The organism is Evansella sp. AB-P1, from assembly GCF_029688925.1.
Lineage (GTDB): Bacteria > Bacillota > Bacilli > Bacillales > Salisediminibacteriaceae > Evansella.
The window spans coordinates 15,661-42,549 of record NZ_JARUKY010000004.1 but is presented as its reverse complement, the minus strand read 5'-3'; the positions used below and the strand labels follow the sequence as shown (position 1 = coordinate 42,549).

The window sequence follows — 26,889 nt, the reverse complement described above, 5'->3', positions numbered from 1 at the left end:
AGACAGTCTTTTTCTTCCTTGCTTATGTATCTGTTCCGTTAGGTAGGTCAAAAAGGAAGGGGAAATGATTTACATTGGCAATGATGATTAGAGACGTACCTAAAAGTGAACGTCCACGGGAAAGGATGGTAAGAGAAGGCTCACAAGCTTTATCTAATCAAGAACTGATCGCACTTCTTTTAGGCTCTGGAACGAAATCTGAATCAGTCATTCAGCTTTCTGCACGTGTTATTCAGCATTTCGATGGCTTGAAGTTATTAAAAGAAGCTTCAATCAAAGAACTACAGGATATTAAGGGGATTGGTGAGGCAAAAGCTGTTCAGTTGAAGGCAGCAATGGAATTAGGAAAACGAATTCAACAGTTTTCCATAGAAGATCGCTACACGATTCGTTCCCCTGAGGATGCAGCTAATTATATGATGGAAGAAATGCGTCATCTTACACAAGAGCATTTTGTATGTCTATATTTAAATACAAAAAATCACGTAATGCATAAACAAACGGTCTTTATTGGAAGCTTAAATGCCTCCATCGTTCATCCCAGGGAGGTTTTCAAAGAAGCATTTCGTTATTCTGCTGCTTCGATTGTTTGTCTACATAATCACCCTTCCGGAGATGTTTCGCCAAGTCAGGAGGACATTGAAGTGACGAAAAGGCTTGTGCAATCAGGAAGGATGCTAGGGATCGATATCTTGGATCATATTATTATAGGTGAGCAGCGTTACTGCTCTTTAAAGGAAAAAGGATATATATAAAACAAACGACATCCTAATAGGGAATCTTTGTGTCTATACTATATAAAATGAAATGCATAAAATAATGAAAAAAGTGCTTCTTATTCAAGAAGTACTTTCTTTTTTGGGAGATAGAAAGGCTGATATGACACCTAATTTCGCCACAATCTCTGAAATATATTTTATTAATAAACAAGTTTTTTCTAACGTATACATGCTCCTATCATTGTGGTAGGATAAAGTAAGGATTTTTAGTATAATGTTATAGAAGTTTAAGAATCCAATTAAAGGGGCTTCAGAACCCTTTAAGAAGGCAGTATAATTTGAAAGGTTTTTTAGACTTTGAACGGCGATGATATATGCCTTTGTCCCACAGGACGTGGGCAGTTTTTAGGTTTTATTTGTGACCATTGCCTTTTTCTACTATAAGTTTTTTAAGAGTTAGTATGAAAATGCTACTCTTTCGAAAAAATATTGAGTATAATTAACGATATGAGTTTTGTTCATAATGAAGGGAGATTACATAGATGTTTGGTGGTTTTTCAAGAGATTTAGGGATTGATTTAGGTACAGCTAATACACTTGTTTATGTGAAAGGAAAAGGTGTTATTTTACGTGAACCATCAGTTGTAGCTATCCGTTCTGATTTAGGTTCTATTGAAGCTGTAGGTAACGATGCGAAAAACATGATCGGTCGTACTCCAGGAAATATTGTTGCTATTCGTCCTATGAAGGACGGGGTAATTGCTGATTTTGATACAACTGCTACAATGATGAAATATTTTATAAAACAAGCACTACGAAATAGAGGTATTTTTACACGAAAGCCCAACGTGATGGTTTGTGTTCCATCTGGAATTACTGCTGTTGAAAAACGGGCAGTTGAGGATGCAACAAAACAAGCTGGTGCACGTGAAGCATATACAATCGAGGAACCATTTGCAGCTGCAATTGGTGCAGACCTTCCAGTATGGGAACCTACAGGTAGTATGATCGTTGATATTGGTGGAGGAACGACTGAAGTTGCTATTATTTCTCTTGGTGGGATCGTTACTAGTGAGTCTGTCCGTGTTGCTGGTGATGAAATGGATGAAGCGATCGCCCAATATGTAAAGAAGAAATATAATCTAATGATCGGAGAACGTACAGCCGAAGCAATAAAGTTTGAGATCGGTTCTGCAGGAAAACCAGATACATCAGATGAAATGGATATTCGAGGACGAGATCTTGTAAGTGGGTTACCGAAAACCATAACAATTTCTGCCGATGAAATTGCTGATGCCCTTGAAGATACAGTTTCTATGATTATTCAATCTGTGAAGGATACGCTAGAGCAATCACCGCCAGAGCTTGCAGCAGATATTATGGATCGAGGGATTGTCCTTACGGGTGGTGGAGCACTTCTTCGCAATTTAGATAAAGTGTTATCTGATGAGACGAACATGCCGGTTTTAGTTTCAGAAAACCCTTTAGATTGTGTAGCAATTGGTACAGGGAAAGCATTAGAGAATTTACACCTTTTTAGATCAAAGGCTGGTATTACTGTACGTTCCAATAGAAAAGGATAAGTAGGTGTCGCATATGCAGTCATTTTTTTCTAATAAGCGACTCATCATTTTACTTGTATGTATAATCATACTAGTTGCACTTATTGGCTATTCCATGAATGAACGTCGTACTTTGTCGTGGCCGGAGCAATTTATTACTGATAGCGTCGGCTGGGTTCAGTCTGCCTTTTCAAGACCCGCTCATTTAGTAGCGGGTTTCTTTGAGAATATTAATGATTTACAAAACCTTTATGAAGAAAATCAAATCCTCAAGTCTCATCTCGACGAGTATGCTACTCTTCAAGTTGAGTTAAATGAACTGAGAAGACATAATGAAGAACTAACGAATTCCCTTGATATCAAGGAAAGTCTAAATCGTTATTCTATTCGTTCTGCTCTAGTGATTCACCGTTCACCAGATAGGTGGAATGAGTTTATCGGTATCAACAAAGGTGCGCAGCATGGGATTGAGGTCAATATGGCCGTCATGACTTCGAAAGGGCTCATTGGAAAAATTCAAAATGTTTCTCAATTTACATCGACTGTTCAGCTATTAAGTGACCAAGATCGTTCTAATCGTATATCTGCTTTCGTAGATAGTGATGATTCGATTTATGGGTTTATTGAAGGAATAGATGACGAAACAGGCAACCTGCAATTTACTATGATTAATATTGATGCGGAGATTGAGGTTGGACAAAGTGTTGTTACTTCTGGTTTAGGAGGGATTTTTCCAAGTGAATTACTTATAGGAGAGATTGTCTCCTTTGAAGCAGATGAATTTGGATTATCACAAACGGCATTAGTAAAACCTACTGCTGATTTTAATCAACTAGATTATGTACTGGTAATTGAAAGAGGTGCAACCTCACTAGAACCACAAATTGACCCAGATATCGAGGGCGTTGAGATTGAAGAAGATGAGTTAGATGAAGAAGAAGCAACAAATGATGAGGGTGAGGAGTCATGATACGATACGTACTATTCCTTATCCTTTTTCTCCTTTTTATATTGGAAGGATCAGTATTTCAAATTTTTGCCCCAGATCAGTTTGGAGTACCATATTTGTTTACTCCAAGATGGGTATTTTTAATCATTATTTTTGCAGGTATTTTTCGTGGTCGAATGGTAGGAACTGTTTATGGTATTATATTTGGTGTTATGTATGATGTCATTTATATGTCAGTTCTTGGAGTGTATGCTTTTGGGATGGGGTTTATTGCTTATTTATTATCTATTTCCATTCCTATTTTTCAACGAAACTTAATTATTGCGATTATTACTGCAGTACTTGCGGTTATTACACTTGATTATTATGTATATGGGATGATGCTTTTACTAGGAATAACTACTGTGGAACACGCTGAATTTTTCAATGTACGTTTTTTACCTAGTTTATTATTAAACGTTGCTTTTATCTCAGTATTCGCATATCCGTTAAGAAAAGGTTTTTATTATTTAAGACAAAAACAAGAAGAAGAAAAGAAACTTTAAAAACTGATGTAATTATCGAACTATCTTGTATTATCCTCTCTTAAATGAGTGAAAAAAATGACATTACCCTAATTTAAGAATTGAGGTGAGGGGAATTGATGACACCAAAACAACTAAAAAAACAAAATATACTAATAAAAGGGACAAAAGATGGGTTAACATTTTTTCTTAATGACCAATGTTCATTTGATTCCCTAATTACAGAATTACAATTAAAGCTTTCAGAACGACCACAATCCATAGAAAGTGAAGATGCCTTTGTTCGTGTGAAATTAGTTACAGGAATGAGGTATTTAAGTACCCAACAAATTGAATTGTTGAGTAAAACACTATCTGATTATATTCAAGGTGTTATAGAGACCATTGATTCGGATGTTATTACGAAAGCTGAGGCAGAAGATCTGCGAAAAAACCAAGATGTTAATCGTTTAAACAAAATTATCCGTTCAGGTCAGGTTGTTGAAATGAAAGGGGATTTATTATTAATTGGTGATGTAAATCCTGGGGGAACAGTTAAGGCAACGGGTAATATTTTTGTTATGGGTAAATTATTAGGGATTGCACATGCAGGATATGAGGGTAATCGTGATGCTGTCATATGTGCTTCTGCAATGCTTCCTTCTCAATTAAGAATTGCAGATACCTTTAGAAGGAATCCTGATTCAACTACTACGGAAATACCTAAAATGATGGAATGTGCTTTTATTGATGAATCAGGTGAAATCGTTGTGGATCGTGTACAACGGCTGAATGGGGAACGGCCTGATCTGTCAACGTCTTTCTAAATAATAAAATTTACTTTAATGTTCTAATTCATGGTAGAATATTTAAATAGGAAACTAATAATATATACATTTACAATTGATACATTTTCGTAATAAATGAAAAAGTAGTTTTTTAGAAAGGGGAGAGGATTGTGGGAGAAGCAATCGTTATAACATCAGGGAAGGGCGGCGTAGGTAAAACAACTACTACTGCAAATGTTGGTACATCTCTTGCTTTATCTGGAAAAAAGGTATGTTTAATTGATACAGATATAGGTCTTCGAAATCTAGATGTAGTAATGGGTTTGGAAAACAGAATTATTTATGATCTTGTTGATGTTGTTGAGGAACGTTGCCGCTTACATCAAGCATTAGTTACGGATAAACGATTTGAGTGCTTGACTCTCCTACCTGCAGCACAAACGAAGGATAAAAGTGCAGTTCAGCCAAGTCAAATGAAAAAATTAGTTAGTGAGCTTAAAAAGGATTATGACTATGTTTTGATTGATTGTCCTGCCGGAATTGAACAAGGCTTTAAAAATGCAGTTGCTGGTGCAGATAAGGCTATTGTTGTTACAACTCCTGAAGTATCTTCTGTTCGAGATGCAGACCGTATTATTGGACTATTAGAAAAAGAGGAAGCCATTGATCCACCGAGGCTAGTTATTAATCGCATACGACCTCATATGAGTAAAAGCGGAGATTCATTAGACATAGAGGAAGTAGTAACAATACTTTCTATTGAACTTTTAGGTATTGTTGTAGATGAGGATGATGTAATTAGGGCTTCAAATAGTGGAGAACCAATTGCAATGAACCCAAAATTTAAGGCATCTATAGCATATCGTAATATTGCTCGTCGAATATGTGGTGAGAATGTCCCGTTAATGTCATTGGAAAACCAAAAAGGTATGATGACACGAATGAAGAAATTTTTAGGGATTCGAGTATAAATACGTGCCCTAAACAGAATAAAATAAGCTTATTATAAACCGTTAGATTACATTGTATCTAATGGTTTTATTTTTTGTTCTACCCTAAAAATAGACTGGTTGAGTAGTGAAGGGTGATGACTCCAGTGGGATCAGCACTAGCCGAAAATCACCTAAAAGCTTACTGTGTAAGTTTTAGGTAGTTGAGGCCGTGCCCCACAGAAAGCTGTCACCTGTAACGGATGAACCAACTTGATGAGTATTTTCATCCCCCATGGTGGAAGTTTTCTTGCATGGGTGGTCTACCCTGAAAATAAGTATCGGTTCAGTAATGAAAGGCGACGACTCCTGCGACGAGCATATGCTTCACGAATAAACTTCGGGTTGTCTCGACGCATATAACAACAGATCAACACTTACAGAGGCAGAGACAGGACCATGTACTTTAGCAGTATACAAAATGTCTAGTGTGGAGGCTGAGGATGCCTGTGGTGAACGCTATCACCAGTAACGGACGAACACCTCTTAGAAAGGAGCCGAAACGAGGTGAAAATTCAAATAGAAATTTAATAAAAGCACCGAATAATATTTTTCTACAAATGTTTTCATAATTGATTTTTAGAAGGGGAAAGCTACATAAGGACTAAATATATACTGTGTGTGGTCAGTAAAATGATCTCTCTAGGAGGTATTATTCTTGTTTTTAGATTTTATAAGAAATAATGTAGTGACATCGTGGATTTTAACAATTATAAGAATTTACATTGGCTGGTTATGGTTAAGTGCAGGCTTCGGTAAAGTAACGGAAGGATTTAATGCAGCTGGTTATTTAACTGGTGTAGTAAATAATGAAATGGTGATGGAGCAATATCCAACATACCACGCATTTATTGAAAATTTTGCCCTTCCTAATGCCGGTGTCTTTAGTTTCTTAGTAGCATGGGGAGAAGTATTAGTCGGTTTGGGCCTAATTTTAGGTGTATTGACAACAGCAGCAGCCTTTTTTGGAATTGTAATGAATTTTGCATTTATGTTTGCTGGTACCATTTCAACAAACCCTTGGATGATTCTCTTTACAATATTCATATTAGTGGCAGGGTATAATGCTGGAAGAATTGGTGGCGATCGCTGGATAATCCCTTATATACGAGAGAGGCTTTTTAATAATCGGTTTACTCCTGAAAATTCTTTATAGCTATTTTGCGGAAACGTTCTCGTAATTAGGGAACGTTTTTTTCTTATTTATTTACGACATTCTCATCCATTTTGTAACTAAATTTATAAATGTGGACAACTTCCTAGCATATATAGAAGGGACAAGTCATACATATGTTACTAAGAATCTTAGGGGACAAGGGATGGGAACGTTTATGAAAAACAGAGTAAACAAATTAAAAAGAAAAATTGATGCCAAAAGGAAAAGAAGAAAACATTCCCCACATTACCAAGTACTTCGAGAACGGGACCGTAGGGGAGAAATGATTCCTTTCTCTGTAAAGCACGATGAAGAACGAGAGGATACATTATACTCCTATGATAATAGAAATGCTTATTCTAGTACAAAAGGGGAATCTTTTTTTCGGAAAGATCGTTTTATGATGCAAGTTTTGGCCAGCGTTTGTTTGTTTTTTATTATCGGTATTATCGTCCAGTCTCAAACTCCAGTTTTAGAAGGGGCAAGAGGCTATGTAGAAAAATCCTTCCAAGAGGAATTTCAGTTTAGTACTGTAGCTAATTGGTACGAAAATGCCTTTGGGCATCCACTTGCACTTGTACCGCCTAACTTGGACACTGTTGCCCCTGGAGATATTGAAAACGATATTAATGAAAATAATTATGCTTTACCAGCAACAGGAACTGTTAGGGAGTCATTTCAACAGAATGGTAGAGGGATTTATGTGGAGACAGTATCTAATGAAAGAGTAGAGGCTGTCCGTAGCGGTGTTGTGCGATATGTGGGGGAAGATGAAGCGAATGAATGGGGAAAAGTGATTATTGTCCGCCACTATGATGATACTGAAGCTTGGTATGGAATGCTTGATGATATTTCTGTAAAAGTACACGACCATGTTGATAGTGGTGACTTGCTTGGAAGAGTGACTTCTCATGAGGAAAATGAAGAGGTTGGCATCTATTACTTTGCTCTAAGGGAAGGAAATAGATTTGTGGACCCGTCCGAAGTGATCTCATTTGATTAGCTTATTTCGAAAAATAAAAATACACCCTATTTTTTGGGCGATTCTAGGAGTAGGTGGATTAACTGGACTTTTCAAAGAAGTGGTCATGTTATTCTTTATTGTATTCGTCCATGAACTAGGGCATAGTATTATGGCTTACCATTATCGTTGGAGAATTAAAAAAATTCTCCTCCTTCCTTTTGGTGGGATGGCAGAAACAGAGGAATATGGTAATCGACCAGTAAAAGAGGAAGTTTTGGTAATAATATGTGGTCCTTTACAACACATCTGGTTAATCATTGTAAGTTATTTTTTAATTAATACACCTTTGTGGAGTGAAGCGGATCATCAACAGTTCGTTTTTTATAATTTAACAATACTTATATTTAATTTACTCCCCATTTTACCGCTAGATGGAGGAAAGCTTCTCTTCTCATTATTTTCGTATTTTAGCCCCTTTCATAAGGCATATCGAATAAGCTTTCATTCATCAATATTATTATTGGTTGTATTAACAGCTTTTTCATTGATATATATCCCATTTCACTTAAATTTAATTGTAATTGTAATATTTTTATGGGTTCATCATTATCTAGAATATAAGCAACGTCACTTTATGTTTATTCGATTTTTATTGGAAAGAAGAAAAGTACCACCACCTCCATTAGAGAAGAGGCTAAAGGTACTCCCCACTTTAACCGTGGCAGATGCCATGAAGGAAGTGAATAGACAGAAATATCATTTATTTATAATTGGAAATAATGGAGTAATTTTAGAAGAAAAAGAAGTTTTAGAAGCATTTTTTAATGAAAAAAAACGATTTTTACCTCTACTAAAATTATTATAGATAGATGATTGGAATGGTGCCTGGTACCTTGCCAATCATCTCTTTTTCTTTATATAATAGTCCATAATGATATAAGAAGATTGGGGCTTTTAGTATTGCGAAAAGTAATTTTAAATATGGTAGCAGACGAAAAAAGAGGCGCTGTTTTAGATAATAACGAAATAGTTGAATGGCTTTTTGAACAAGAGGATGATCGAACAAGAATTGGTAATATATTTTTAGGGAAAGTGATGGATATTGTTCCAGGTATGGAAGCTGCTTTTGTCGATATTGGAGTGGGGAAAAATGGTTTTTTATTTCGAAATGATCTATTAGCTTTCCAGCCATATAAAGAAAAAAAATTAGAATCACCTCCTTCAATAAGAAAACTAATAACAAAAGGCCAATCAATTATTGTACAGATAACGAAAGAGGCTGTTGGAACAAAAGGAGTACGTCTTACGGAGGTATGTTCATTACCTGGGAAATACTTAGTGTACTTACCATTTGGAAGTTATGTGGCCGTTTCTAAAAAGATGAGTTCGGAGGAAGTGAGAGAGGAGTGGCGACGTCGAAGTGGTGACTGGTTATCAGAAAAAGAGGGTATTATTATCCGGACAATAGGAGAGCAACAGAATGAAACAGAAGTTTATGGGGAACTTGAACGCCTTCGTGAGGAATACAATAAAATTAGTGAAGATGCAAAGATGATACAGCCTCCTAAACTCCTTTATAATCAGTCCTCTTTGGTTCATAGGGTTGTTAGAGATTATGTGACATCTGGCCATACGGAGGTATATGTGGATGAGAGGGAGAGTTATAGACAATTAATTAAATGGGTTGAGGATGATAGTAAAAAAAACGTTAAGCTCTATCAAGAAAAGGAAGATATCTTTCATGCATTTGATTTAGAAAAGAACCTCGAAAAGACTCTTCGGAGACATGTTTGGTTAAAAAATGGCGGATTTTTAGTAATAGAACGGACAGAGGCATTGACAGTAATTGATGTAAATACAGGGAAGTTCGTTGGTAAAACGAATCTTAGAGAAACAGTATTAAAAACAAATATAGAGGCAGCTCATATTGTTGCAGAACAATTACGACTTCGGGATATTGGGGGTATCATTCTTATTGATTTTATTGATATGAAGGTGGAAGAGGATCGAGAACAGGTACTAACTACATTAAAAAAATCTTTCAAGAAGGATCGTTCCTTAACAAACATAGCTGGTTTCACACAATTTGGTTTAGTTGAAATGACACGAAAGAAGGCAAGAAGCTCCATAGATAGTATATTACTTGATGATTGTCCGAATTGCTTAGGAACAGGGAAAATACAAAGCGTTTCATCTTCCATCTCATCTATTTCTCGAGATTTATATACTTTAAGGCATAGTGAATGTGAAGCAATTCTTCTAGATGTAGAAGAATCCATACTTGATGAATTGTTATTAAATAATAAGGAAAAAATAAGATCTATGGAAGATTCAATTAATAAGAAGCTTTTTCTTCTTCCATTAACAATGGAGGATGCGAAGTCTACCTCTTCAAAGCATGTTATTCGTTTAATGGGTGGGAAATTAGAGATTAAAGAAATTTGGAAATCTAGATATAATAACAAATAGGTGAAAACAGTTGTTTTTACCTATAAAGCTCATTGACATTATCCTTTCAATTATGATATGATTTCCTTTGTTAGTTGTTTGGGATATCTCCAAAGAGCTACAACCGCACAGATCAGGTATTAAGCATTTTTATTGTTAAATGCACCTGTAATGGCGAGTCTGAGTATTAAAGGAGGTGCCGTTCGTGTACGCAATTATTGAAACTGGTGGAAAACAAGTAAAAGTAACTGAAGGACAAGAAGTTTACATTGAAAAGCTTGATGTAGCAGAAGGTGACGCAGTTACATTTGATCGTGTAATCTTTGTCGGTGGAGAAGAAACAAAAGTTGGAGCTCCATACGTAGAAGGTGCGACTGTTTCTGGTAAAGTAGATAAACAAGGTCGAGCTAAAAAGCTTACTGTTTTTAAATACAAAGCTAAGAAAAACTACCGTCGTAAGCAAGGTCATCGTCAGCCATACACAAAAGTGACGATTGAAAAAATTAATGCATAAGGTGTTCCTATGATAAATGTGGTTTTTGAACGGAATAATGACAACACCATTCATACTTTTACGATGGAAGGACATGCTGAATTTGGACCTCACGGAAAGGATTTAGTTTGTGCAGGAGCATCAGCTGTAGCCTTTGGTGCAGTTAATGGGATTGCAGAAATTTGCCATGTCCGATTAAACGTTGAGATGAAAGGTGAAGGAGGCTTTCTCCGCTGTCGTGTTCCTGAAAAAATTGAACCGAACACTTATGAGAAAGTACAACTATTACTCGAAGGATTGTTCTATTCATTGAAAACAATGGAGGAGCAATACGGACAGTTTATTCGAATTAAATCGTAAAATCAGGAGGTGAAGACCATGTTTTTAAAATTGGACCTTCAATTTTTCGCCCAAAAGAAGGGTGTAGGTAGTACAAAGAACGGTCGTGACTCTATTGCTAAGCGTCTTGGTACGAAGCGCGGAGATGGCCAAGAAGTAACAGGTGGATCAATCTTAGTTCGTCAACGTGGAACTAAAATCTATCCAGGTGTTAACGTAGGTAAAGGTGGAGACGATACATTGTTTGCAAAGATCGATGGCGTTGTTAAATTCGAACGCGTTGGACGTGACCGTAAGCAAGTTAGCGTGTATCCAGTAGCACAAGAAGCTTAATTTAATGCTTATTAAAAACTCTAATGAATGTATTTCATTAGAGTTTTTTCACATTTTATTCTAGTCTAAGGAAAGTTATCTACCTAAAAGGACCGTTCACAAAAAAGTACCAGACATGGTCTAGTACTTTTTTGTGAACAAAGCATTTCCCTTATTTACTATTCTTCTAATACTTTGACACTAGTAGCTGTTGCCTGCCCTGGATAACTTTCATTCATTGCTCGAAAGGAGACGCGCACAAGCTGTCCTACTTCATATTGATCACTATCTGTAACAGAAAACCAAGTAGCACTTCCAACACTTGTCTCTGGATGTAAAATATCTTCTTCCGTCATCTCGACAGCTTCTTCCTGAGAAATTCCACTGACAACCAAGATTCTTTCATTAATTTCTACAATATATCCTTCTTGCTGATCACCAATAATCCCCATGCAACCACCGAGTATAAATATTAGAAAGATAGAAAATAGTGATATGATAAATTTCATGACAATCATCTCCTTATAGTTTACGTTTATGGATCTATTGGTTATGTTTTATTTAAGTATTTATAGTGAAAAATAAAAAGAAATGAAGGTCCATTTTTCATATTATTGCTTTTGTGATATTTTATATTAGACTTCCCATGCTAAGCATTTTTGTCTATACTTCGTTGAACTTTTATACCGCGTATTTTCAGGGTAGAGATGTAGTAGTATGAATCAGCAATCGTTGACCATCTATTTATTTAAGGATAACATAATTCGAGTTGATGGAGTAAGGTTGATAATTACATAAATTCAAAAGGGGGATGAAAATGAAGCTTACTATTATAGGTTATTGGGGTGCATATCCTGGTAAAAATGAAGGAACCTCAGCCTATTTACTTGAAGGTGAAAATACAAAAATTCTTCTAGACTGCGGAAGTGGTGCAGTAGCAAGACTTCAAAACCATATTAATCTGGCAACACTTGATGCTGTAGTACTTTCTCATTACCATCATGATCATGTTGCGGATATAGGTGTACTACAATATAGTCGTGTTGTGGATATGAATTTAAAGGGGACAACAGAACCACTACATATTTATGCTCATAAAGATGACTTGATGGAGTTTAATCGACTGGGGAAAAAACCATATGCTGAAGTATTTTCTTATAATAGTAATGGTCCACTTTCCATAGGTCCATTCACATTTAGCTTTCAAAAAACCAATCATCCTGTACCGTGTTATGCTATGAAAATAACAGATGGAAGTAAGTCTTTCGTGTATACAGCAGACACCACGTATGATGAAGCATTAATACCTTTCATCCAAGGTAGCGACCTCTTAATAACCGAAACGAGCTTCTATGAGGATCAAGAAGCAAAGACCTACGGACATATGAATAGTAAAGAAGCAGGGACCTTAGCTGAAAAAAGTGATGTACAGCATTTAATTCTCTCTCACTTACCTCATTTTGGATCTCATAATCAGCTAGTAGAAGAAGCAAAGAAGTATTTTTCAGGAAACATTCAATTAGCAGCATCTGATTTAGTATGGCCTAAGGAAAACTAAAACAACTATAGCATATCATTATCATATCCTCTAAGTTCACAAAAAAGTACGGGACCTGGTTCCGTACTTTTTTGTGAACTTTTTCTTAGCTTCGTATTTGTTGCATCTGTTATATAGAAAAAATCTCAATTGATAGAAATTTACATACTATTTACAAACCTTTACATTCAGTTTATTTCTAGTTTACAAACTTCTACTATACTAGCAATTGTAGTCGAGATACATAGACACAAAGATTTTAAAAGAAACCGAGGAGGAAATATTAGTGAAAAAATTTAGTTTATCAATTATCTTAGCAGGTCTTATGGCATTAACAGTAGCATGTGGTGTAGGAGAAGAAGCAAGCGGGGATAACGGGTCAAACAATAATAACAACAATAACAACAATTCAGAGGAAAATAACAATAATAATGATGACAACAATGATGTAGTAGACGAATTCCCTGAAGGTTATTTAGAAATTCGTGGGTCTGATACAATGGTGAACTTAGGTCAAGCATTTGCTGAAGAATACATGGATTACAACTTAAACGGAGATTTATCTGTTACTGGTGGTGGATCTGGTACTGGAATTGCTGCAATGATTAATAATGAAGTAGATATTGCACAATCTTCTCGAGCAATGGCAGATCAAGAAATTGAAGATGCACAAGCAAATGGAGCAGAACCAATTGAATTCGTTGTAGGTCAAGACGGTCTTGCGGTTGCCATTAATAATGACAATTCAATTGAAGAGTTAACGATCCAACAAATTAAAGATATATTCACAGGTGTTATCACTGATTGGTCTGAAGTAGGTTGGGATGAAGGTGGAGAAATAACTGTTTACTCCCGTCAATCTAACTCTGGGACTTATGTTTACTTCAATACATTCGTAATGGATGGAGAAGACTTTGCAGACGGAGCTATGTTTATGCCTGGGTCTTCTGCAATTCGTGAAGCTGTGGAACAGGAAGTAAATGCAATAGGTTACATTGGAATTGGGTACATTGATGGCATTGACGCTGTAAATGTAGCGTTAGACGAGAACAGCGAGTATGTTACATCATTTGAAGAATCAAATGTTGATGAGGGGATTTATCCAATTGCTCGTCCACTATACTTCTACGTGAATGGTACACCAGAAGGGATTATGCTTGATTACTTGAAGTGGGTACTTCAATCAGAAACTGCTGATGCAGTAAGATATGACACAGGTTTTTATCAAATTGGTTCAGACTATCAAGCAGCGAACAAAGCTGCATTTGAAGAGTTAGGACTTGATTGGTAATCAAGATAGGTGAAGGGAATTATCCAGATGGATAATTCCCACTTCTTTAAAAGAAATTATGACTATTTGTTCATATCTTTAAAAATATCTCAAAAAGTAGATTTGTCAGGAGGTAACAACATGGAGCTTGATGCTCAAAATCGGTCTGAATCAGAAAAAATATCAGGCTTAAAGCAAGTAACAAAAGAGAAATTAACACAAAAATCTTTCAAAGCTAACCTACTTGATTTTTTAATAGAAAAAGCATTTTTCGTTTTCGGTTCTATTGCAGTCTTTGTATTATTATTAATTTTATATTTCCTGATTAGAGAAGGGTCTGATGCTTTAAGAGAAGTTGGAATAGTAGAATTCTTAACCGGAACACGCTGGTATCCTTCTTCACCACAGGGTGCAGGGTATGGAGCACTTCCGTTTATCATAAGCTCCTTTATGGTGACAACAGGAGCACTAATCATAGCAATTCCATGGGGCATTTTTACTGCCATTTTCATTGCTGAGATTGCTCCCAAGCGTGTGAGAGAAATTTTAAAACCAGTTGTTGAAGTACTTGCAATCTTCCCATCAGTTATTCTTGGGTTTATTGCTCTCGTTATTTTATCACCAATAGTCGCGAACCTTTTTGGACTATCAAATGGACTAAATGCTTTTACTGCGTCAGTAATCTTATCGGTGATGGCATTACCTACAATTATTAGCATCGCAGAGGATTCTATTAAAAGTGTACCGAAGGACTATCGTGAAGCTGCTTACGCCCTAGGAGCTACCCGTTGGGAAACGATCAAGACAATTACAGTACCTGCTGCAAAATCAGGGATAATGGCAGGTATTATGCTGGGATTTGGACGTGCTGTTGGTGAAACAATGACCGTGTTAATGGCAGCTGGAAATGCATTAAATATGCCTGTAAGAGAGTTTTTCGGAGTAACATTACCTAATTACTTTTCCTCAGTTCGAACTTTAACGGCAAATATTGCAATCGAAGGTTCAGATGTACCATGGGGAAGTCTTCATTATAGTGCACTGTTTGTTATTGCATTAATTTTGTTTGTCATAACATTTGTTGTTAATTTAACCGCCGATATACTTATTTCAAGGCAAAGGAGGAAACTAAATAATGAGTAAACATACGACAGAAAAAATTTGGTTTACCATTTCTGGTGCCTTTGCATTTATGACGATTGCAGCACTATTATTCCTCTTGTTCTCCATTGTGAGAGAAGGAGCTCACATGCTTAGCTGGTCCTTTATCACAGAACCTCCAAGACGTAATATGACAGAAGGTGGTATTTGGCCAGCTTTAGTAGGGACTTTTTACGTAGCATCGTTAACAATACTTATTTCTGTTCCAGTTGGTATAGGTGCAGCTATTTATTTAAATGAATATGCAAAGCAAGGTCCTATTGTAAGAATTATACGAATGAGTATCCGTAATTTAGCTGGGGTACCGTCCATTGTTTATGGGTTATTCGGATTAGCGATTTTTGCATCAACTTTACGAATTGGTGTTGGGTTAATTACTGCAGCTATTACACTAGCAATAATGGTTTTGCCTTGGGTGATTACTGCATCTGAAGAAGCGTTAAAAGCTGTTCCTAGATCTTTCCGAGAAGGTGGTTTAGCTCTTGGTGCAACAAAATGGCAAACGATTCGTCAGCTTGTATTGCCAACAGCCATTCCTGGGATGGCAACTGGATCTATTTTAGGACTAGCACGTGCAGCTGGAGAAACGGCACCAATTATTTTAACTGGTGCTGCATATTTTTCAAGAAACTTACCATCTAGCTTAACAGATAGCTTTATGGCTTTACCTTATCATTTATATATTTTAGCAACACAACATGCACAAGCTAGTGTCGTTCGTCCGATTGCCTATGGAACAGCCTTAGTTTTAATACTAATGGTTATTTTACTAAATATGTTTGCGATTTTACTTAGAAACTACTATCGTCGAAAAAATGAAGTTTTATAGTTTTTCAAAATGATTATATGGAGGGAATTAACATGGCATTAATGAAAACCGTTGTGCGAGAAAAAAATGTAGAGGAAAAGTTACAACAACATTCGGAAGAAAATGTTAATGTTTTTAAAGCAAAAGGCTTGAACCTATGGTATGGGAACGATCAAGCGTTAAAGAATATAAATTTAGACATTAAGAAAAACGGTGTTACAGCGATTATTGGCCCATCTGGATGCGGGAAATCTACATTCTTAAAAACATTAAATCGAATGGTAGAATTAGTTCCGATTGTCAGAACGACTGGGTCTATCAATTATCATGGTGTCAATATTTTCGATACGTCTGTTAATTTAGTTGAACTACGTTCTTCCGTTGGTATGGTATTTCAAAAACCAAACCCATTCCCAAAATCAATTTATGATAATGTTGCCTTTGGACCTAGAGTACATGGAATTAAAAAGAAGGCGATTTTAAACGACATTGTTGAAAAAAGCTTAAGAAGTTCAGGACTTTGGGAAGAGGTTAAAAATCGATTAAATGAATCTGCACTAGGATTATCTGGAGGTCAACAACAACGTTTATGTATTGCTAGAACTCTCGCTGTGGAACCAGAAGTCATTTTAATGGATGAACCTACTTCTGCATTAGACCCTAAATCAACTCTAAAGATAGAAGAGCTCATACAAGAATTAAAAGAAAACTATTCTATCATTATAGTAACCCATAACATGCAGCAAGCGGCACGTATTTCAGATAAAACAGCCTTCTTTTTAAACGGTGAAGTCGTTGAGTATGATGATACAGATATTATCTTTTCTACACCTAATGACAAGCGTACAGAAGACTATATTACTGGAAGATTTGGATAAAGAAAAGGAGAATGAATTATGATCATTCGAGGACAATTTGATATTGATTTATCTCAACTGAAGGAAGAAATTATGCTTTTAGGTTCAATGGTTGAAAAGGCATTTGAAGATACAATGATGGCGATTAAAGAGAAGGAATATGCTAAGCTAGATGACATCATTTTGAATGATCAATATATAAACCAGCTCGAGTTAGAAATAAATGAAAAGGCAACATTAATGATTGCAAAGCAACAGCCTGTAGCTTCCGATTTAAGAAAAATAATAGTGAGCTTGAAAGTATCAAGCGATTTAGAACGAATGGGAGATCTAACAGTTGATATTGCAAAGGCAGCAAAGCGATTCAAAAATGTAGAACAATTGAATGGCTTTGAAGATGAATTACAAACAATGGCTGAGAAAGCGAAAGTGATGATGACCTCGGTTTTTCATGCCTATCGAGGTGCCAATGTAATGGAAGCGCAAAAAATTGCAGCAATGGATGACGAAATTGATACAGCTTATAGTAATTTTGTTAAGTCTATTTTCGAGGTAGTAGCAGTTGAAACTGGTGTTACAGAGCATGTAACACAGTTAGCTTATACTTCTAGATTTATTGAACGAATTGCTGATTATTGTACGAATGTGGCAGAATGGATTATTTATGAAGTGAATGGCAAACGTTTTGATCTCAATTAGTAATGCCTTCAATAATTAGAAAATTTAATTCTAAATGAGGTGAGCATACGTTGGGACAATCTATACTAATCGTAGATAATAATGATGAAAACCGGAATAAATTACAAGCCATTTTTAAAGCAAATGGATATAAATGCTGGGGAGTATCTTCAAGTGAAGAAGCATTTAAAGGAATCGAGACGTTATCACCAGATATTCTTATTGTTGACATGGATTTACCTATAATGAATGGATTAGATTTTTGTAGAAAATTAAGAAATGTTTATGATAATTGGACACCAATCATTCTAATTTCTTCTATTATGGATGAGTTAGAGGCAGTTTTAGGGCTAGAGTTAGGTGCCGATGATTACATGTTAAAACCTATTAGAGAAAAAGAGCTTATGGCAAGAGTTAAGTCAATTTATCGACGTGGAACTTTATGTTGTCTAGAAAAAAATGATAAAGGTAATGAGGAAGTTTCATCAGACAATCGGTTAAAAAATGGTAATTTAATTCTTGATCCTGATCATTTCGTTTTATACAAAAAGGATGAACCTGTTGATTTAACTAGGAAAGAGTATGAGCTTTTATATTATTTATTTGTCAATAGGGGGAAAGCATTATCAAGGGGACAATTAATGAAAGAGTTAACTGGAGAAGAAGGGGAATTAGATGAACGAATTATTGATGTGTTCATTAGTCGCATAAGACATAAAATAGAACCATCACGTAGGAACCCAGTTTATGTTAAAACGGTGAGGAATATTGGATATATGATGAAACATATTCCCCCTACTGCTTGGAATAAGGAATTGTCTAACAAGGAAGACTCGATGCTAAGCTGAGAGTCTTTTTTAATTCACTTTATTTTACGTTGACTTCAATGATAGGTATACTACATGAGGAGGCATTATTAAATTACGAGGAGGAGAAAAATGGCACAATTTCACATGGCTTTTTTGCATTCCCATGCGTTATTCTGGTTAATCACAATCATTCTGTTTTTGTTAACCGTATTGTTTATTAAAAACGGTAAAGGAAAAATCAGTAAAATTTTTCAAATGACACTTAGATTGTTTTATGTATTAGTTACGGTGACTGGATTGTTTCTCATTTACATAAATGATTTTTCCTTACGACAGGGACAATTTCATTGGGAGTTTTATGTAAAAGGATTACTTGCTTTCTGGCTTATTTTTGTCATGGAATTAATTACAACTAGAATGGCTAAGGGTACACTGAAAGGTAAGGGACATTTATTATTTTGGGGACAATTTATCGTAGCGTTGCTTCTTGTTTTATATTTTGGTTACGGTGTAACAGGATAAATAATAAATGTGTTAAGCTTATTTAGGAAAATTTTGAAAAAAGTCTTTACTTTTTTTTGAAGTAGTAGTAGAATTGACATTGGAAAAAGTGATAAATATTGGAAAGAAAGGAGGCTATAAAAATGATTAACGGAATTAAAACTCAGCATGTTAGATTTCATTTGAATAAATCTTTAGCCTCCGCGATGGTACTTTAATAGGGTATACATGTACCTTTTATGAAGATTATTTGCGCAGGTTAGATAATGACCTGTGCTTTTTTATGGAAAAGTCAGATTCTTTAGTATGCATGAAGTGGCTTTTTTATGCTAAATGATGCAAACACAGGTCAAAGTGATAACCTGTGTTTTTTTTGTGTTTAACAAAAAATAGCAAATTTAAATTGTCTTCACTTTTTCCTACTGCAGCTAAGGGAGGTGGTAGTATGATTTTTAACTTATTTTTTATAACGATTACTATATCGAAGCGTGAGTTCACCAATAAAGATATGCAACGTGAACAGCAACGTCAGTATAGCAGAGTAGAAAGAGCTAAAATGCAATCGAAGCAAGCTCAATATACTCGCTTAATGTAAATCAATTATAAATAATAAAAAAGGAGATGATGATGATGATGAAAGTAATGAATTTATTTTATATTGTAAGGTTACCAGAGGGGATAGGTTTTGTTTAGCTAAGCTCTATTTAGAATTTAACAAATCACAATGATTTTTGGTAAAGGCGATTACTTTCTTTATAAGGTAATCGCCTTTTAAATTTTTAAAAGATATTACAATAACTAAACGAATGTCTAGTCAAAAACGTCTAGTCATACATAGACTGTTTATGTCAAGCAAGACGAAAACCTATGTTTTCTAAAAAGAAACATGAAATATTTTTAGTAAGGAGAGAGGATAATGGTAAATCGAAGAACAAATGAACCGTTTGGATTATTCAATTTTCCTTTTTTCACTAGTCCGAAGCCAGCAGTTCAATTTGATGTTCGTGAAACAGATTCAGAAATAATTATTGAAGGTACTTTTTCTGAATTTACAAAAGATGAACTACAAATTGAGTTTGTACGAAATGGCTTATTAATTATTGCTGAAAAGAAGGTTGAGGCAAAAAGTGAAGAAAAAGGAGACCAACAAGTACAACCACAGCCAATAAGAGTAGAACGTTTTGTACCTATTTATTTCCCATTCGCAGCGGATGATGTATCAGCATCTTTTACAGAAGAAAATGTATTGAAAATTGTAGTAGCGAAAAATGATTCTAATCGATCGTTTATAACAATTGAATAACAACTTTCCTAATTTTATAAGGGACTAAAGTATAGGAGATTAGGAAAATGAGAGTTGACCGATTGTAAACAATGTCAGCTCTCTTTTTGTTTTACATTGACGTATGTATTAGTTCACGGTTAATAGCAAGGAAAGGAACAGCTCTATAGAGAAAGCAAGATATACGTGGAAATTCGATTTTATTGTTAAATTGCCCTTTCGCTTTATCATATTGGATCATAAATATAATAAAGTGGTATTTTACCTATTTTTATTGTTAGAGGGAGGGAAGAGAAAATGAGATATGATGCTCAAAGTCAGCAAAGCCGTCAAACTGATCCCTTCACACAGATGATTTTTGGACCCCCAAGACCACAACAAAATCATCAGGCTGAACAGTATCAACCACCACATCCTTATCAACAACATTACCAAAATCAGTATGGGCAACCGTTTCACCAAGGAAATCCTTATCAACAACATGGAGGACAATACCCTTATCCCCAACAAAAAATGAAAGGACCTAAAGGTTCAAAGGTATATTCGTACTTTTTAAAAGAAGACGGATCATTGGATTATGAAAAGATCGGTAATGGTGTACAACAGGTTAGTGGGATAGCTGGTAAGGTAGGGCCAATGGTGAAACAACTTTCTCCACTGTGGTCTATGTTGAAAAAGTAAATACTGCATTACGTTATTATAACTGTCTTTTTAAGGCAGTTTTTTTCTTATTCTTTAGCAATTATTTATATCATGAAGACTTCCACATACAAATAACGCTAACACAGTTCAAAAAGGAATTTAGTAGACTGGAAAACCGATAAATCATGAAATGCATTAGTTTGAAGGGTTCAAACAAGGTAAAATGTACTAGGTACAGCTAGACCAGATCCAAAAATCCCCTAAAAGCTTACTGTGTAAGTTTTAGGAAGTTGAGGCCGTGCCACACGGAAAGCGTTCACCTGAAACGGATGAACTCACTATGAATTATTTTTCATACCCCATGGTGCAAATTCTACTTGCATGTATGTTTATCTTAAAAATAAAAAAATCGTTCTTTGAATAAAGGCGATTCTTTACTCTAAAGAACGATCGAAGTAAGTGTGCTATAGGTTATTAAAGCACAATCTGTATAGAAATTATTTTTCTCTAACTTTTTTTATTATAACAATACATTACCAGAAGAATGCGGATCCGAGAGCAAAGCCCCCAATTCCAGCTAGTGCTACAGGAACAAAGTAAGGATTATTTGTAAATCCCCCTCCTCCATATCCAGGTCCTCCAGCACCGTATCCAGCAGGAGCACCGTAACCACCTGCACCATAGCCAGGTCCCCAGTAACCTGGGTAACCGTACCCAAATCCATGGCCTCGATGAGTAGGTTCTATCCAAACGTATGATGAATCTACTTTAGCGATTTTACCTACATGAATTTTTCCACATTTCTCTGTTATTTGAACGACTTGACCTTGGTGTTGACAACAAAGATCATAGTAACTCATAAATTTCCCTCCCTTCATGGGAATCTGATACCATCTTATTAATAATGTCGTTTGTTGATTGTACAAATGCTCAATTATTTCTTAATTTTTTTTCTACCCTGAAAATAGAAACGGTTCAGTAGTGAAGGGTGACGACTCCAGTAGGATCAGCATGAGTTCGAAAATCCCCTAGCACTTACCGAGTAAGTGCTAGGAAGTTAAGGCTGTGCCCAACGGAAAGCGTTCGCCAGTAACGAATGAACCTCCTTGATGATTTAAATTTTCATCCTCCATGGTGCAAGTATTTTCTTGTATCGGCGGTTTATCCTAAAAAATAGCCATACCTAAAAGAGATATACTATTCATTCGTTATACCTCACTTTCCTTTCACCACAAGGATACAAGTGCGACACATGTTCTTGCTTCACTCTATTCGCAATCACAATATCTTCTTAGAGGAACTCACCAAATTACATCTAAAAAAGTTTATAATATTTTGATTCATGGAACTCAGCAGGAGTCTATACAAAATCATTCAACCTACATATGTTATTAATGCGAGAGGGATTTCTCACAATATCAATGGCAAGGAGGGAAGCTTACATGGGTGCACCTGCAGGAGGATACGCTAGAGGATTCGCGTTTATTATTGTTGTTTTTATCTTGCTAGTGATAATTGGTGCGGCAGTAGTTAGACCAGGGGGATATTATTACTAATCTAATGCTATCTCCTGATATCTAGCTACAAAAGTTAAAGTCTGAAGATAATTGTTGGTTATTTTTGTAATTTTAACTTTAAAAGGAGGAATTCGAAATGGGTTACGTAGATCCAGCATATGCTGCGTATGGTTGCTGCCCTACACCAGCACCAGCTCCAGCACACGGAGGTTTTGCTACAGGATTTGCACTAGTATTAGTGCTATTTATCCTATTAGTAATTATTGGTGCAGCAGCTTGGGCTGCATACTAAAATCTAAAAAGCTGTTGGATTATCCAACGGCTTTTTAAAATTATTTGTATATAATTAATTTTATATTTATTTTTATTAGTATTACGAGGGAAAATTTTATTTTATCTAAAATAATTTAGCCTAAAATATTACACTTTGGTACTATCGTCTATACAACTCACTATGTTGGTCATATGTTATTAATGCGAATAGGAAATTCGCAAGACTTTTTCTGAAGGAGTGAAAGAGCATGAGTCATACAACTGGAGGTTACGCAGGAGGATTTGCGTTTATCCTTGTAGTGTTTATCTTATTAGTAATCATTGGAGCAGCAGTAGTTAGACCAGGAGGTTATGGTGGATACGGCTACTAATAAGCCGTTAAAATAGCATCCTGAAGATCATTTGAAAGTATACAATTCTAAGGAGGAATTTAGCATGAGTCATCATCACGGATATGGAGATCCAGCATACGGATACGGTGCAGCACCTGCAGGTTATGGATATGGAGAGCCAGGTTATTATGGATGCTGCGCACCAGCAGCACCAGTTGCAGCACCAGCACCAGCACATGGTGGAGGATTTGCAGGAGGATTTGCGTTAATCCTTGTATTGTTTATCCTATTAGTAATTATTGGAGCAGCTTGGGCTGCGTAACAGGTACTAAAAAAAGACCGTTGGAATCTTTCCAACGGTCTTTCCTTTTGCTTAAAAGTTATTGATAAGTAATTATTTATACTATACGTTTTCTAATGCGAGCACTAGTGTAATCAATAATGGTTACGACTACAATAATTACTAATAGGATCATCCCTACTTCATCCCATTTTCGATTAGCTATTGAAATTGTAATTAATGTTCCTATACCACCAGCACCGATAATACCAAGAATAGTGGATGCTCGAACATCAATTTCAAAACGGTAAATAGCATAGGATAGGAATTCAGGAATGATTTGTGGTATAACGCCATAAAAAAGTACTTGTAACTTATTTGCACCATTTGCTTGAAGGGCCTCGACGACATTCATATCAATGGATTCAATTACTTCTGAATAAAGTTTCCCTAGCATTCCAATAGATCCTATTGCAATAGCTAATACCCCAGCAAATGGACGTGGTCCAACAGCAGCAACAAACATTAAAGCTAGTACTAATTCTGGAAAAGCACGTATACCATTTAAAACCCCTTTGGATAATCCATTAAGTAACTTGCTTCTTACCATATTACTTGCAGCAAAAAATCCAAAGGGAATGGCTAAAATAGCTGCCATAAGTGTTCCTGTATACGCCATTAGTAAAGTTTCCCACATTAGACCCATCACTTTTTGAAAAGCTCCCCAATCTGGTGAAAAAAGCTGGGGAATGACGCGAGAAATACTATTAATGGTATGTTCACTGAACACACGATCCCAGCGAATATCTATAGTGACAAATGTCCAAATGTAAATAGCAATGATCACAAGGGCAATGATGATATTACGTATGAGTTTATAAACAGAACGCTTTTTTTTAGGTGGCATGACTAATTCCATTATACAATTCTCTCCCTTATCTTATTACTTATGAAATCAATAACGACTACGGCAATAAAAATAACAATAATAATCGTCATGACTCGTGGATAGGCAAAGCGGTTTATTTGTTGTTGAAGTAATAAACCAATTCCTCCTGCCCCTACAAATCCTAGAACAGTAGAAGCTCGAACATTTACTTCAAATACATATAAACTAAAGGAGACGAACTGTGGTAATACCTGAGGCATAACAGCGAACCATATGACTTGAAAAGTATTACCTCCTGATGCACGAATAGCATCTAATGGATTCATATCAATTGCTTCAATCGTTTCATACATTAATTTGGCTAAAAGGCCTAAAGAAAAAATGAACAGGGCTATAATCCCTGGAAAAACACCAACACCAAAAATTCCTACAAAAATAATAGCTAGTAAAATATCAGGAATAGTACGCAAAACATTCATAATGAAGCGTACAGGTTGGTATATCCATGAACTAGGAAATAAATTGGAAGCTGATAATAAAAAGATTGGTATACTAACGATGGCAGCAAAAGTTGTAGCTATAATGGCCATTTGTATTGTTTCCAATAATTTTTCCCAAACTTGTGGTATGTAATTCCAGTTTGGAGGGAAAAGATCGGTCAAAATCCTTTGAAATCCACCCCACCCACGAATAATATCTATTGGTGTTGAATCTGTAGCCCATGAAGTGTATATATAAACTCCAACAATAATTGCAAAAATTACTGTCAATTTTAGTTTTACATTTGAGGAAACAACACCGGAAACATTAGGTTTAGTCATTTTCCTGACCTCCCACAAGGTCATCCTCTCGAATTTTTCGGCCGTAGATTTCTTCAAAAGTTTTTTCTGTTACCTCTGATGCGGGGCCATCAAACACCATTTCCCCAGCTCTCATACCGATGATTCGATCTGCATATTCCATAGCCATATCAATGAAATGAAGGTTAACAATGGTAGTAATGCCATCTTCCGTATTAATTTTCTTTAAATACTTCATTACTTGATGAGAAGTTGGCGGGTCTAAGCTTGCTACAGGTTCGTCGGCTAATATAATTTTAGGCTCTTGTGTTAAAACACGTGCAATAGCAACACGTTGTTGTTGACCACCACTTAATTGATCTGCTCGCATATAAACTTTTTCCGCAATGTTAACACGTTCAAGACTACGGTATGCTAGTGATACCACCTCTTTAGGAAACAAATTAAAAATACTAGCAATTGTTCCAGTATGACCTAAACGGCCAGATATAACGTTTTTCATAACAGAAGAACGCTTAACAAGATTATAATTTTGGAAAATCATACCAACTTCAGTGCGGAGCTTACGTAACTTTCTTTGATTATATGTTAAGATATCATCATCTTCGATAAGTAGCTGTCCCTCAGTAGGTGTAACGAGACGATTCATACTTCGAATCAATGTTGACTTTCCAGCTCCCGACAAACCTACGATAACAACAAATTCTCCTTTATTTATTTTTACATTAACGTTTTTTAAACCTTGGGTTCCGTTAGGATAAACAAGTGAGACGTCTTTGAATTCAATCATTTTATTCCCTCATTTCATTTACTTTAATTGAAGGTATTCCCCTCTTTTGTTTTCTTTACCACTGTGAAAAAAACAAAAGAGGAGGGGAGAATTAGAATTCTCCCCTTCAATTATTAGTCTTGCGGTAAAGCTTCATACGTGCTACGAATAATATCATAATCACTGTCTGTTGCAGTATCAATACCTGTCCAGTTATAAACATTATCCATGATTTCTAGCATTTCCTCATCATCGTTAAATGAAAGGAACACTTCAATAATACGATCAAATAAACTTTGAGGAAGGTTCGTTGTTAATGAAATTGTGTCATTTGGAATTTCATCTGTATAACCAAGAACACGAAGTTCTTCCATAGCTTCTGGATAATCATCTGTAATAGAAGTACGTGCATCATCGAACGTAGTTGCAACGTCAGCATCACCTTCTAATACTGTGATTAAAGCATTATCATGTCCACCAACTGTCATGATATTTCCAAAGAAACTATGAAGATCTTGTTCTGATTCAAATCCAAACTCGTTCATCATTTGTGCGGCTGGGAATAAGTACCCACTAGTAGACGTTAAGTCAGCTAATGCCCAAATTTTCCCTTCTAAATCTTCTAGTGATTCAATGTCAGAATCAGCTCGTACTGTATATTGTGCTTTGTAAGTAGAGCTTCCGTGACGAATAGATTTTAATACTGCTTCAATATGGTCGTAACGTTCTGTTGCTAAAACATACCCTAATGGAGGTAGGAAGCCAATTTGTACTTGGTTATTTCCCATTGCTTCAACAGTTGCTGTATAGTTTGTCATAACTCTTCCTGTTACAGGAATACCTAGTTCAGCTTCAAGGCGTTCAGCAAGTGGTGCAATTGTATCAGCAATATTAGCTGAATCTTGAGATGGAACGAAGCCCATAACTAATTCATCAGGATAGTCTTCTTCTACAGCATCATTATTGTTGTTAACGTCGTTTGTATTGCCATCTCCACTTGCAGTCTCATCATTGTTGTTTCCGTCTGCAGTTCCACAAGCAACTAATGATAATGCAAGTACAGATGAAAATAATGTTGTCATAATTTTTTTCATGTTTATTTACCCCTCACTTTTTGTAGAATCTTGTCTTACCAAAAAAGATTATACAATAGAACTTTTGGAAATGCTATAACATTTACACTATATTAATAATACTTTTACAATTATAATGATAGAAAAGCTAACATTAAACGATAAATCGGTTAGAACATTCGACTTTTG

Annotated in this window: 35 protein-coding genes and 1 other annotated feature; of the genes, 29 read left to right on the top strand and 6 right to left on the bottom strand. The window is 35.7% G+C overall.

All coding sequences use genetic code 11. The features are described 5' to 3' along the window. The first annotated feature begins 80 nt into the window (after positions 1–80). From radC to rpmA, 14 genes are all read left to right on the top strand, one after another. Entirely contained in the window at positions 81–755 is a 675-nt protein-coding gene (radC, locus tag QA612_RS05060; protein ID WP_278282872.1) for a RadC family protein, read from the top strand. A 506-nt stretch (positions 756–1,261) separates the two neighbouring features. After that, entirely contained in the window at positions 1,262–2,302 is a 1,041-nt protein-coding gene (locus QA612_RS05055; protein WP_278282683.1) for a rod shape-determining protein, read from the top strand. Between the two features lie 13 nt (positions 2,303–2,315). Beyond that, positions 2,316–3,251, top strand: a complete 936-nt coding sequence (gene mreC, locus QA612_RS05050; RefSeq protein ID WP_278282682.1) for a rod shape-determining protein MreC — start codon at positions 2,316–2,318, stop codon at positions 3,249–3,251. Next, complete coding sequence (mreD, locus tag QA612_RS05045; protein ID WP_278282681.1) at positions 3,248–3,775, top strand: rod shape-determining protein MreD; 528 nt, start codon at positions 3,248–3,250, stop codon at positions 3,773–3,775. Before mreC ends, mreD begins: the two co-directional genes overlap by 4 nt. A gap of 98 nt (positions 3,776–3,873) precedes the next feature. Continuing rightward, the gene (gene minC, locus QA612_RS05040) at positions 3,874–4,560 is read left to right on the top strand and encodes a septum site-determining protein MinC (protein WP_278282680.1); all 687 of its coding nucleotides are present in this window, start codon (positions 3,874–3,876) and stop codon (positions 4,558–4,560) included. A 131-nt stretch (positions 4,561–4,691) separates the two neighbouring features. Beyond that, a complete protein-coding gene (gene minD / locus QA612_RS05035) occupies positions 4,692–5,492 on the top strand; it encodes a septum site-determining protein MinD (RefSeq protein WP_278282679.1) in 801 nt (266 codons plus the stop codon). Between the two features lie 461 nt (positions 5,493–5,953). Further along, on the top strand, positions 5,954–6,082 hold the full coding sequence (locus QA612_RS05030) for a hypothetical protein (RefSeq protein WP_278282678.1): 129 nt from the start codon (positions 5,954–5,956) through the stop codon (positions 6,080–6,082). A gap of 86 nt (positions 6,083–6,168) precedes the next feature. Beyond that, a complete protein-coding gene (locus tag QA612_RS05025) occupies positions 6,169–6,666 on the top strand; it encodes a DoxX family protein (RefSeq protein ID WP_278282677.1) in 498 nt (165 codons plus the stop codon). Positions 6,667–6,841: 175 nt separating this feature from the next. Beyond that, positions 6,842–7,669, top strand: coding sequence for a M23 family metallopeptidase (locus QA612_RS05020; protein WP_278282676.1), 828 nt, complete (start codon positions 6,842–6,844; stop codon positions 7,667–7,669). Beyond that, positions 7,662–8,495: a M50 family metallopeptidase gene (locus QA612_RS05015; protein WP_278282675.1), complete on the top strand. Its 834-nt coding sequence runs from the start codon at positions 7,662–7,664 to the stop codon at positions 8,493–8,495. Before QA612_RS05020 ends, QA612_RS05015 begins: the two co-directional genes overlap by 8 nt. Before the next feature lie 95 nt (positions 8,496–8,590). Next, entirely contained in the window at positions 8,591–10,099 is a 1,509-nt protein-coding gene (locus QA612_RS05010) for an Rne/Rng family ribonuclease (protein ID WP_278282674.1), read from the top strand. A gap of 91 nt (positions 10,100–10,190) precedes the next feature. Continuing rightward, positions 10,191–10,270, top strand: a sequence feature (ribosomal protein L21 leader region). 13 nt (positions 10,271–10,283) lie between these two features. Next, positions 10,284–10,592, top strand: coding sequence for a 50S ribosomal protein L21 (gene rplU / locus QA612_RS05005; protein WP_278282673.1), 309 nt, complete (start codon positions 10,284–10,286; stop codon positions 10,590–10,592). A gap of 9 nt (positions 10,593–10,601) precedes the next feature. Further along, positions 10,602–10,931: a ribosomal-processing cysteine protease Prp gene (locus QA612_RS05000; RefSeq protein ID WP_278282672.1), complete on the top strand. Its 330-nt coding sequence runs from the start codon at positions 10,602–10,604 to the stop codon at positions 10,929–10,931. A gap of 18 nt (positions 10,932–10,949) precedes the next feature. Further along, positions 10,950–11,243 (top strand): 50S ribosomal protein L27, encoded by a 294-nt coding sequence (gene rpmA, locus QA612_RS04995; protein WP_278282671.1) that lies wholly within the window; start codon positions 10,950–10,952, stop codon positions 11,241–11,243. 158 nt (positions 11,244–11,401) lie between these two features. Here the strand turns inward: rpmA and QA612_RS04990 are convergent, their stop codons facing one another. Beyond that, complete coding sequence (locus tag QA612_RS04990; RefSeq protein WP_278282670.1) at positions 11,402–11,731, bottom strand: YobA family protein; 330 nt, start codon at positions 11,729–11,731, stop codon at positions 11,402–11,404. A gap of 308 nt (positions 11,732–12,039) precedes the next feature. Here QA612_RS04990 and QA612_RS04985 point away from each other — a divergent pair, with 308 nt between their 5' ends. From QA612_RS04985 to QA612_RS04935, 11 genes are all read left to right on the top strand, one after another. Continuing rightward, positions 12,040–12,780, top strand: a complete 741-nt coding sequence (locus tag QA612_RS04985) for an MBL fold metallo-hydrolase (protein ID WP_278282669.1) — start codon at positions 12,040–12,042, stop codon at positions 12,778–12,780. A gap of 265 nt (positions 12,781–13,045) precedes the next feature. Next, a complete protein-coding gene (locus QA612_RS04980) occupies positions 13,046–14,050 on the top strand; it encodes a PstS family phosphate ABC transporter substrate-binding protein (protein ID WP_278282668.1) in 1,005 nt (334 codons plus the stop codon). A gap of 120 nt (positions 14,051–14,170) precedes the next feature. After that, positions 14,171–15,172, top strand: coding sequence for a phosphate ABC transporter permease subunit PstC (gene pstC, locus QA612_RS04975; RefSeq protein ID WP_278282667.1), 1,002 nt, complete (start codon positions 14,171–14,173; stop codon positions 15,170–15,172). Next, complete coding sequence (gene pstA / locus QA612_RS04970; protein ID WP_278282666.1) at positions 15,165–16,019, top strand: phosphate ABC transporter permease PstA; 855 nt, start codon at positions 15,165–15,167, stop codon at positions 16,017–16,019. Before pstC ends, pstA begins: the two co-directional genes overlap by 8 nt. 32 nt (positions 16,020–16,051) lie before the next feature. Next, entirely contained in the window at positions 16,052–16,876 is an 825-nt protein-coding gene (pstB, locus tag QA612_RS04965) for a phosphate ABC transporter ATP-binding protein PstB (RefSeq protein ID WP_481804411.1), read from the top strand. Positions 16,877–16,894: 18 nt separating this feature from the next. Continuing rightward, complete coding sequence (phoU, locus tag QA612_RS04960) at positions 16,895–17,554, top strand: phosphate signaling complex protein PhoU (protein ID WP_278282665.1); 660 nt, start codon at positions 16,895–16,897, stop codon at positions 17,552–17,554. 50 nt (positions 17,555–17,604) lie between these two features. Next, positions 17,605–18,381 carry a response regulator transcription factor gene (locus QA612_RS04955; protein WP_278282664.1) on the top strand — a complete coding sequence of 259 codons (777 nt, stop codon included), beginning with the start codon at positions 17,605–17,607 and terminating at the stop codon, positions 18,379–18,381. Positions 18,382–18,471: 90 nt separating this feature from the next. Beyond that, a complete protein-coding gene (locus QA612_RS04950) occupies positions 18,472–18,864 on the top strand; it encodes a YisL family protein (RefSeq protein ID WP_278282663.1) in 393 nt (130 codons plus the stop codon). Between the two features lie 424 nt (positions 18,865–19,288). Beyond that, positions 19,289–19,438 carry a YrzI family small protein gene (locus tag QA612_RS04945; protein ID WP_278282662.1) on the top strand — a complete coding sequence of 50 codons (150 nt, stop codon included), beginning with the start codon at positions 19,289–19,291 and terminating at the stop codon, positions 19,436–19,438. Between the two features lie 321 nt (positions 19,439–19,759). Then, the gene (locus tag QA612_RS04940; protein WP_278282661.1) at positions 19,760–20,146 is read left to right on the top strand and encodes an Hsp20/alpha crystallin family protein; all 387 of its coding nucleotides are present in this window, start codon (positions 19,760–19,762) and stop codon (positions 20,144–20,146) included. A gap of 276 nt (positions 20,147–20,422) precedes the next feature. Then, positions 20,423–20,806, top strand: a complete 384-nt coding sequence (locus QA612_RS04935; RefSeq protein ID WP_278282660.1) for a YppG family protein — start codon at positions 20,423–20,425, stop codon at positions 20,804–20,806. A gap of 494 nt (positions 20,807–21,300) precedes the next feature. Here the strand turns inward: QA612_RS04935 and QA612_RS04930 are convergent, their stop codons facing one another. Next, entirely contained in the window at positions 21,301–21,627 is a 327-nt protein-coding gene (locus QA612_RS04930; RefSeq protein WP_278282659.1) for a hypothetical protein, read from the bottom strand. 582 nt (positions 21,628–22,209) lie between these two features. Between QA612_RS04930 and QA612_RS04925 the strand changes: the two genes are divergently transcribed. The 4 genes from QA612_RS04925 (at position 22,210) to QA612_RS04910 (ending at position 23,211) form a co-directional block, all read left to right on the top strand. Continuing rightward, positions 22,210–22,323: a YjcZ family sporulation protein gene (locus tag QA612_RS04925; protein WP_278282658.1), complete on the top strand. Its 114-nt coding sequence runs from the start codon at positions 22,210–22,212 to the stop codon at positions 22,321–22,323. A gap of 97 nt (positions 22,324–22,420) precedes the next feature. Next, positions 22,421–22,576 (top strand): YjcZ family sporulation protein, encoded by a 156-nt coding sequence (locus QA612_RS04920; protein ID WP_278282657.1) that lies wholly within the window; start codon positions 22,421–22,423, stop codon positions 22,574–22,576. Between the two features lie 229 nt (positions 22,577–22,805). After that, positions 22,806–22,928 (top strand): YjcZ family sporulation protein, encoded by a 123-nt coding sequence (locus QA612_RS04915; protein WP_278282656.1) that lies wholly within the window; start codon positions 22,806–22,808, stop codon positions 22,926–22,928. Between the two features lie 64 nt (positions 22,929–22,992). Beyond that, positions 22,993–23,211 (top strand): YjcZ family sporulation protein, encoded by a 219-nt coding sequence (locus QA612_RS04910; protein WP_278282655.1) that lies wholly within the window; start codon positions 22,993–22,995, stop codon positions 23,209–23,211. A 76-nt stretch (positions 23,212–23,287) separates the two neighbouring features. Here QA612_RS04910 and phnE (QA612_RS04905) read toward each other — a convergent pair whose 3' ends face one another. The 4 genes from phnE (QA612_RS04905) to QA612_RS04890 all read right to left on the bottom strand — a co-directional run bounded on the left by phnE (QA612_RS04905) (position 23,288) and on the right by QA612_RS04890 (position 26,721). Beyond that, positions 23,288–24,088, bottom strand: coding sequence for a phosphonate ABC transporter, permease protein PhnE (gene phnE / locus QA612_RS04905; protein WP_278282654.1), 801 nt, complete (start codon positions 24,086–24,088; stop codon positions 23,288–23,290). Then, positions 24,088–24,879 carry a phosphonate ABC transporter, permease protein PhnE gene (gene phnE / locus QA612_RS04900; protein ID WP_278282653.1) on the bottom strand — a complete coding sequence of 264 codons (792 nt, stop codon included), beginning with the start codon at positions 24,877–24,879 and terminating at the stop codon, positions 24,088–24,090. Before phnE (QA612_RS04900) ends, phnE (QA612_RS04905) begins: the two co-directional genes overlap by 1 nt. Then, the gene (gene phnC, locus QA612_RS04895) at positions 24,872–25,648 is read right to left on the bottom strand and encodes a phosphonate ABC transporter ATP-binding protein (RefSeq protein ID WP_278282652.1); all 777 of its coding nucleotides are present in this window, start codon (positions 25,646–25,648) and stop codon (positions 24,872–24,874) included. The genes phnE (QA612_RS04900) and phnC overlap by 8 nt, the downstream gene beginning before the upstream one ends. Positions 25,649–25,761: 113 nt before the next feature. Next, positions 25,762–26,721: a phosphate/phosphite/phosphonate ABC transporter substrate-binding protein gene (locus QA612_RS04890; RefSeq protein ID WP_278282651.1), complete on the bottom strand. Its 960-nt coding sequence runs from the start codon at positions 26,719–26,721 to the stop codon at positions 25,762–25,764. Between the last annotated feature and the right edge of the window lie 168 nt (positions 26,722–26,889).

Coding starts and splice junctions, on each gene's coding strand:
- QA612_RS04935 (WP_278282660.1), top strand. CDS start 20,423: ATGAGATATGATGCTCAAAGTCAGCAAAGCCGTCAAACTGATCCCTTC.
- mreD (WP_278282681.1), top strand. CDS start 3,248: ATGATACGATACGTACTATTCCTTATCCTTTTTCTCCTTTTTATATTG.
- QA612_RS05020 (WP_278282676.1), top strand. CDS start 6,842: ATGAAAAACAGAGTAAACAAATTAAAAAGAAAAATTGATGCCAAAAGG.
- QA612_RS04950 (WP_278282663.1), top strand. CDS start 18,472: ATGGCACAATTTCACATGGCTTTTTTGCATTCCCATGCGTTATTCTGG.
- phnE (WP_278282653.1), bottom strand. CDS start 24,879: ATGACTAAACCTAATGTTTCCGGTGTTGTTTCCTCAAATGTAAAACTA.
- rpmA (WP_278282671.1), top strand. CDS start 10,950: ATGTTTTTAAAATTGGACCTTCAATTTTTCGCCCAAAAGAAGGGTGTA.
- minC (WP_278282680.1), top strand. CDS start 3,874: ATGACACCAAAACAACTAAAAAAACAAAATATACTAATAAAAGGGACA.
- phnE (WP_278282654.1), bottom strand. CDS start 24,088: ATGGAATTAGTCATGCCACCTAAAAAAAAGCGTTCTGTTTATAAACTC.
- QA612_RS05030 (WP_278282678.1), top strand. CDS start 5,954: ATGCCTGTGGTGAACGCTATCACCAGTAACGGACGAACACCTCTTAGA.
- QA612_RS04985 (WP_278282669.1), top strand. CDS start 12,040: ATGAAGCTTACTATTATAGGTTATTGGGGTGCATATCCTGGTAAAAAT.
- QA612_RS04990 (WP_278282670.1), bottom strand. CDS start 11,731: ATGAAATTTATCATATCACTATTTTCTATCTTTCTAATATTTATACTC.
- QA612_RS04945 (WP_278282662.1), top strand. CDS start 19,289: ATGATTTTTAACTTATTTTTTATAACGATTACTATATCGAAGCGTGAG.
- phoU (WP_278282665.1), top strand. CDS start 16,895: ATGATCATTCGAGGACAATTTGATATTGATTTATCTCAACTGAAGGAA.
- QA612_RS05000 (WP_278282672.1), top strand. CDS start 10,602: ATGATAAATGTGGTTTTTGAACGGAATAATGACAACACCATTCATACT.
- pstC (WP_278282667.1), top strand. CDS start 14,171: ATGGAGCTTGATGCTCAAAATCGGTCTGAATCAGAAAAAATATCAGGC.
- QA612_RS04940 (WP_278282661.1), top strand. CDS start 19,760: ATGGTAAATCGAAGAACAAATGAACCGTTTGGATTATTCAATTTTCCT.
- mreC (WP_278282682.1), top strand. CDS start 2,316: ATGCAGTCATTTTTTTCTAATAAGCGACTCATCATTTTACTTGTATGT.
- QA612_RS04910 (WP_278282655.1), top strand. CDS start 22,993: ATGAGTCATCATCACGGATATGGAGATCCAGCATACGGATACGGTGCA.
- QA612_RS04925 (WP_278282658.1), top strand. CDS start 22,210: ATGGGTGCACCTGCAGGAGGATACGCTAGAGGATTCGCGTTTATTATT.
- radC (WP_278282872.1), top strand. CDS start 81: ATGATGATTAGAGACGTACCTAAAAGTGAACGTCCACGGGAAAGGATG.
- phnC (WP_278282652.1), bottom strand. CDS start 25,648: ATGATTGAATTCAAAGACGTCTCACTTGTTTATCCTAACGGAACCCAA.
- QA612_RS04890 (WP_278282651.1), bottom strand. CDS start 26,721: ATGAAAAAAATTATGACAACATTATTTTCATCTGTACTTGCATTATCA.
- QA612_RS05055 (WP_278282683.1), top strand. CDS start 1,262: ATGTTTGGTGGTTTTTCAAGAGATTTAGGGATTGATTTAGGTACAGCT.
- QA612_RS04920 (WP_278282657.1), top strand. CDS start 22,421: ATGGGTTACGTAGATCCAGCATATGCTGCGTATGGTTGCTGCCCTACA.
- QA612_RS04930 (WP_278282659.1), bottom strand. CDS start 21,627: ATGAGTTACTATGATCTTTGTTGTCAACACCAAGGTCAAGTCGTTCAA.
- pstB (WP_481804411.1), top strand. CDS start 16,052: ATGGCATTAATGAAAACCGTTGTGCGAGAAAAAAATGTAGAGGAAAAG.
- QA612_RS04915 (WP_278282656.1), top strand. CDS start 22,806: ATGAGTCATACAACTGGAGGTTACGCAGGAGGATTTGCGTTTATCCTT.
- pstA (WP_278282666.1), top strand. CDS start 15,165: ATGAGTAAACATACGACAGAAAAAATTTGGTTTACCATTTCTGGTGCC.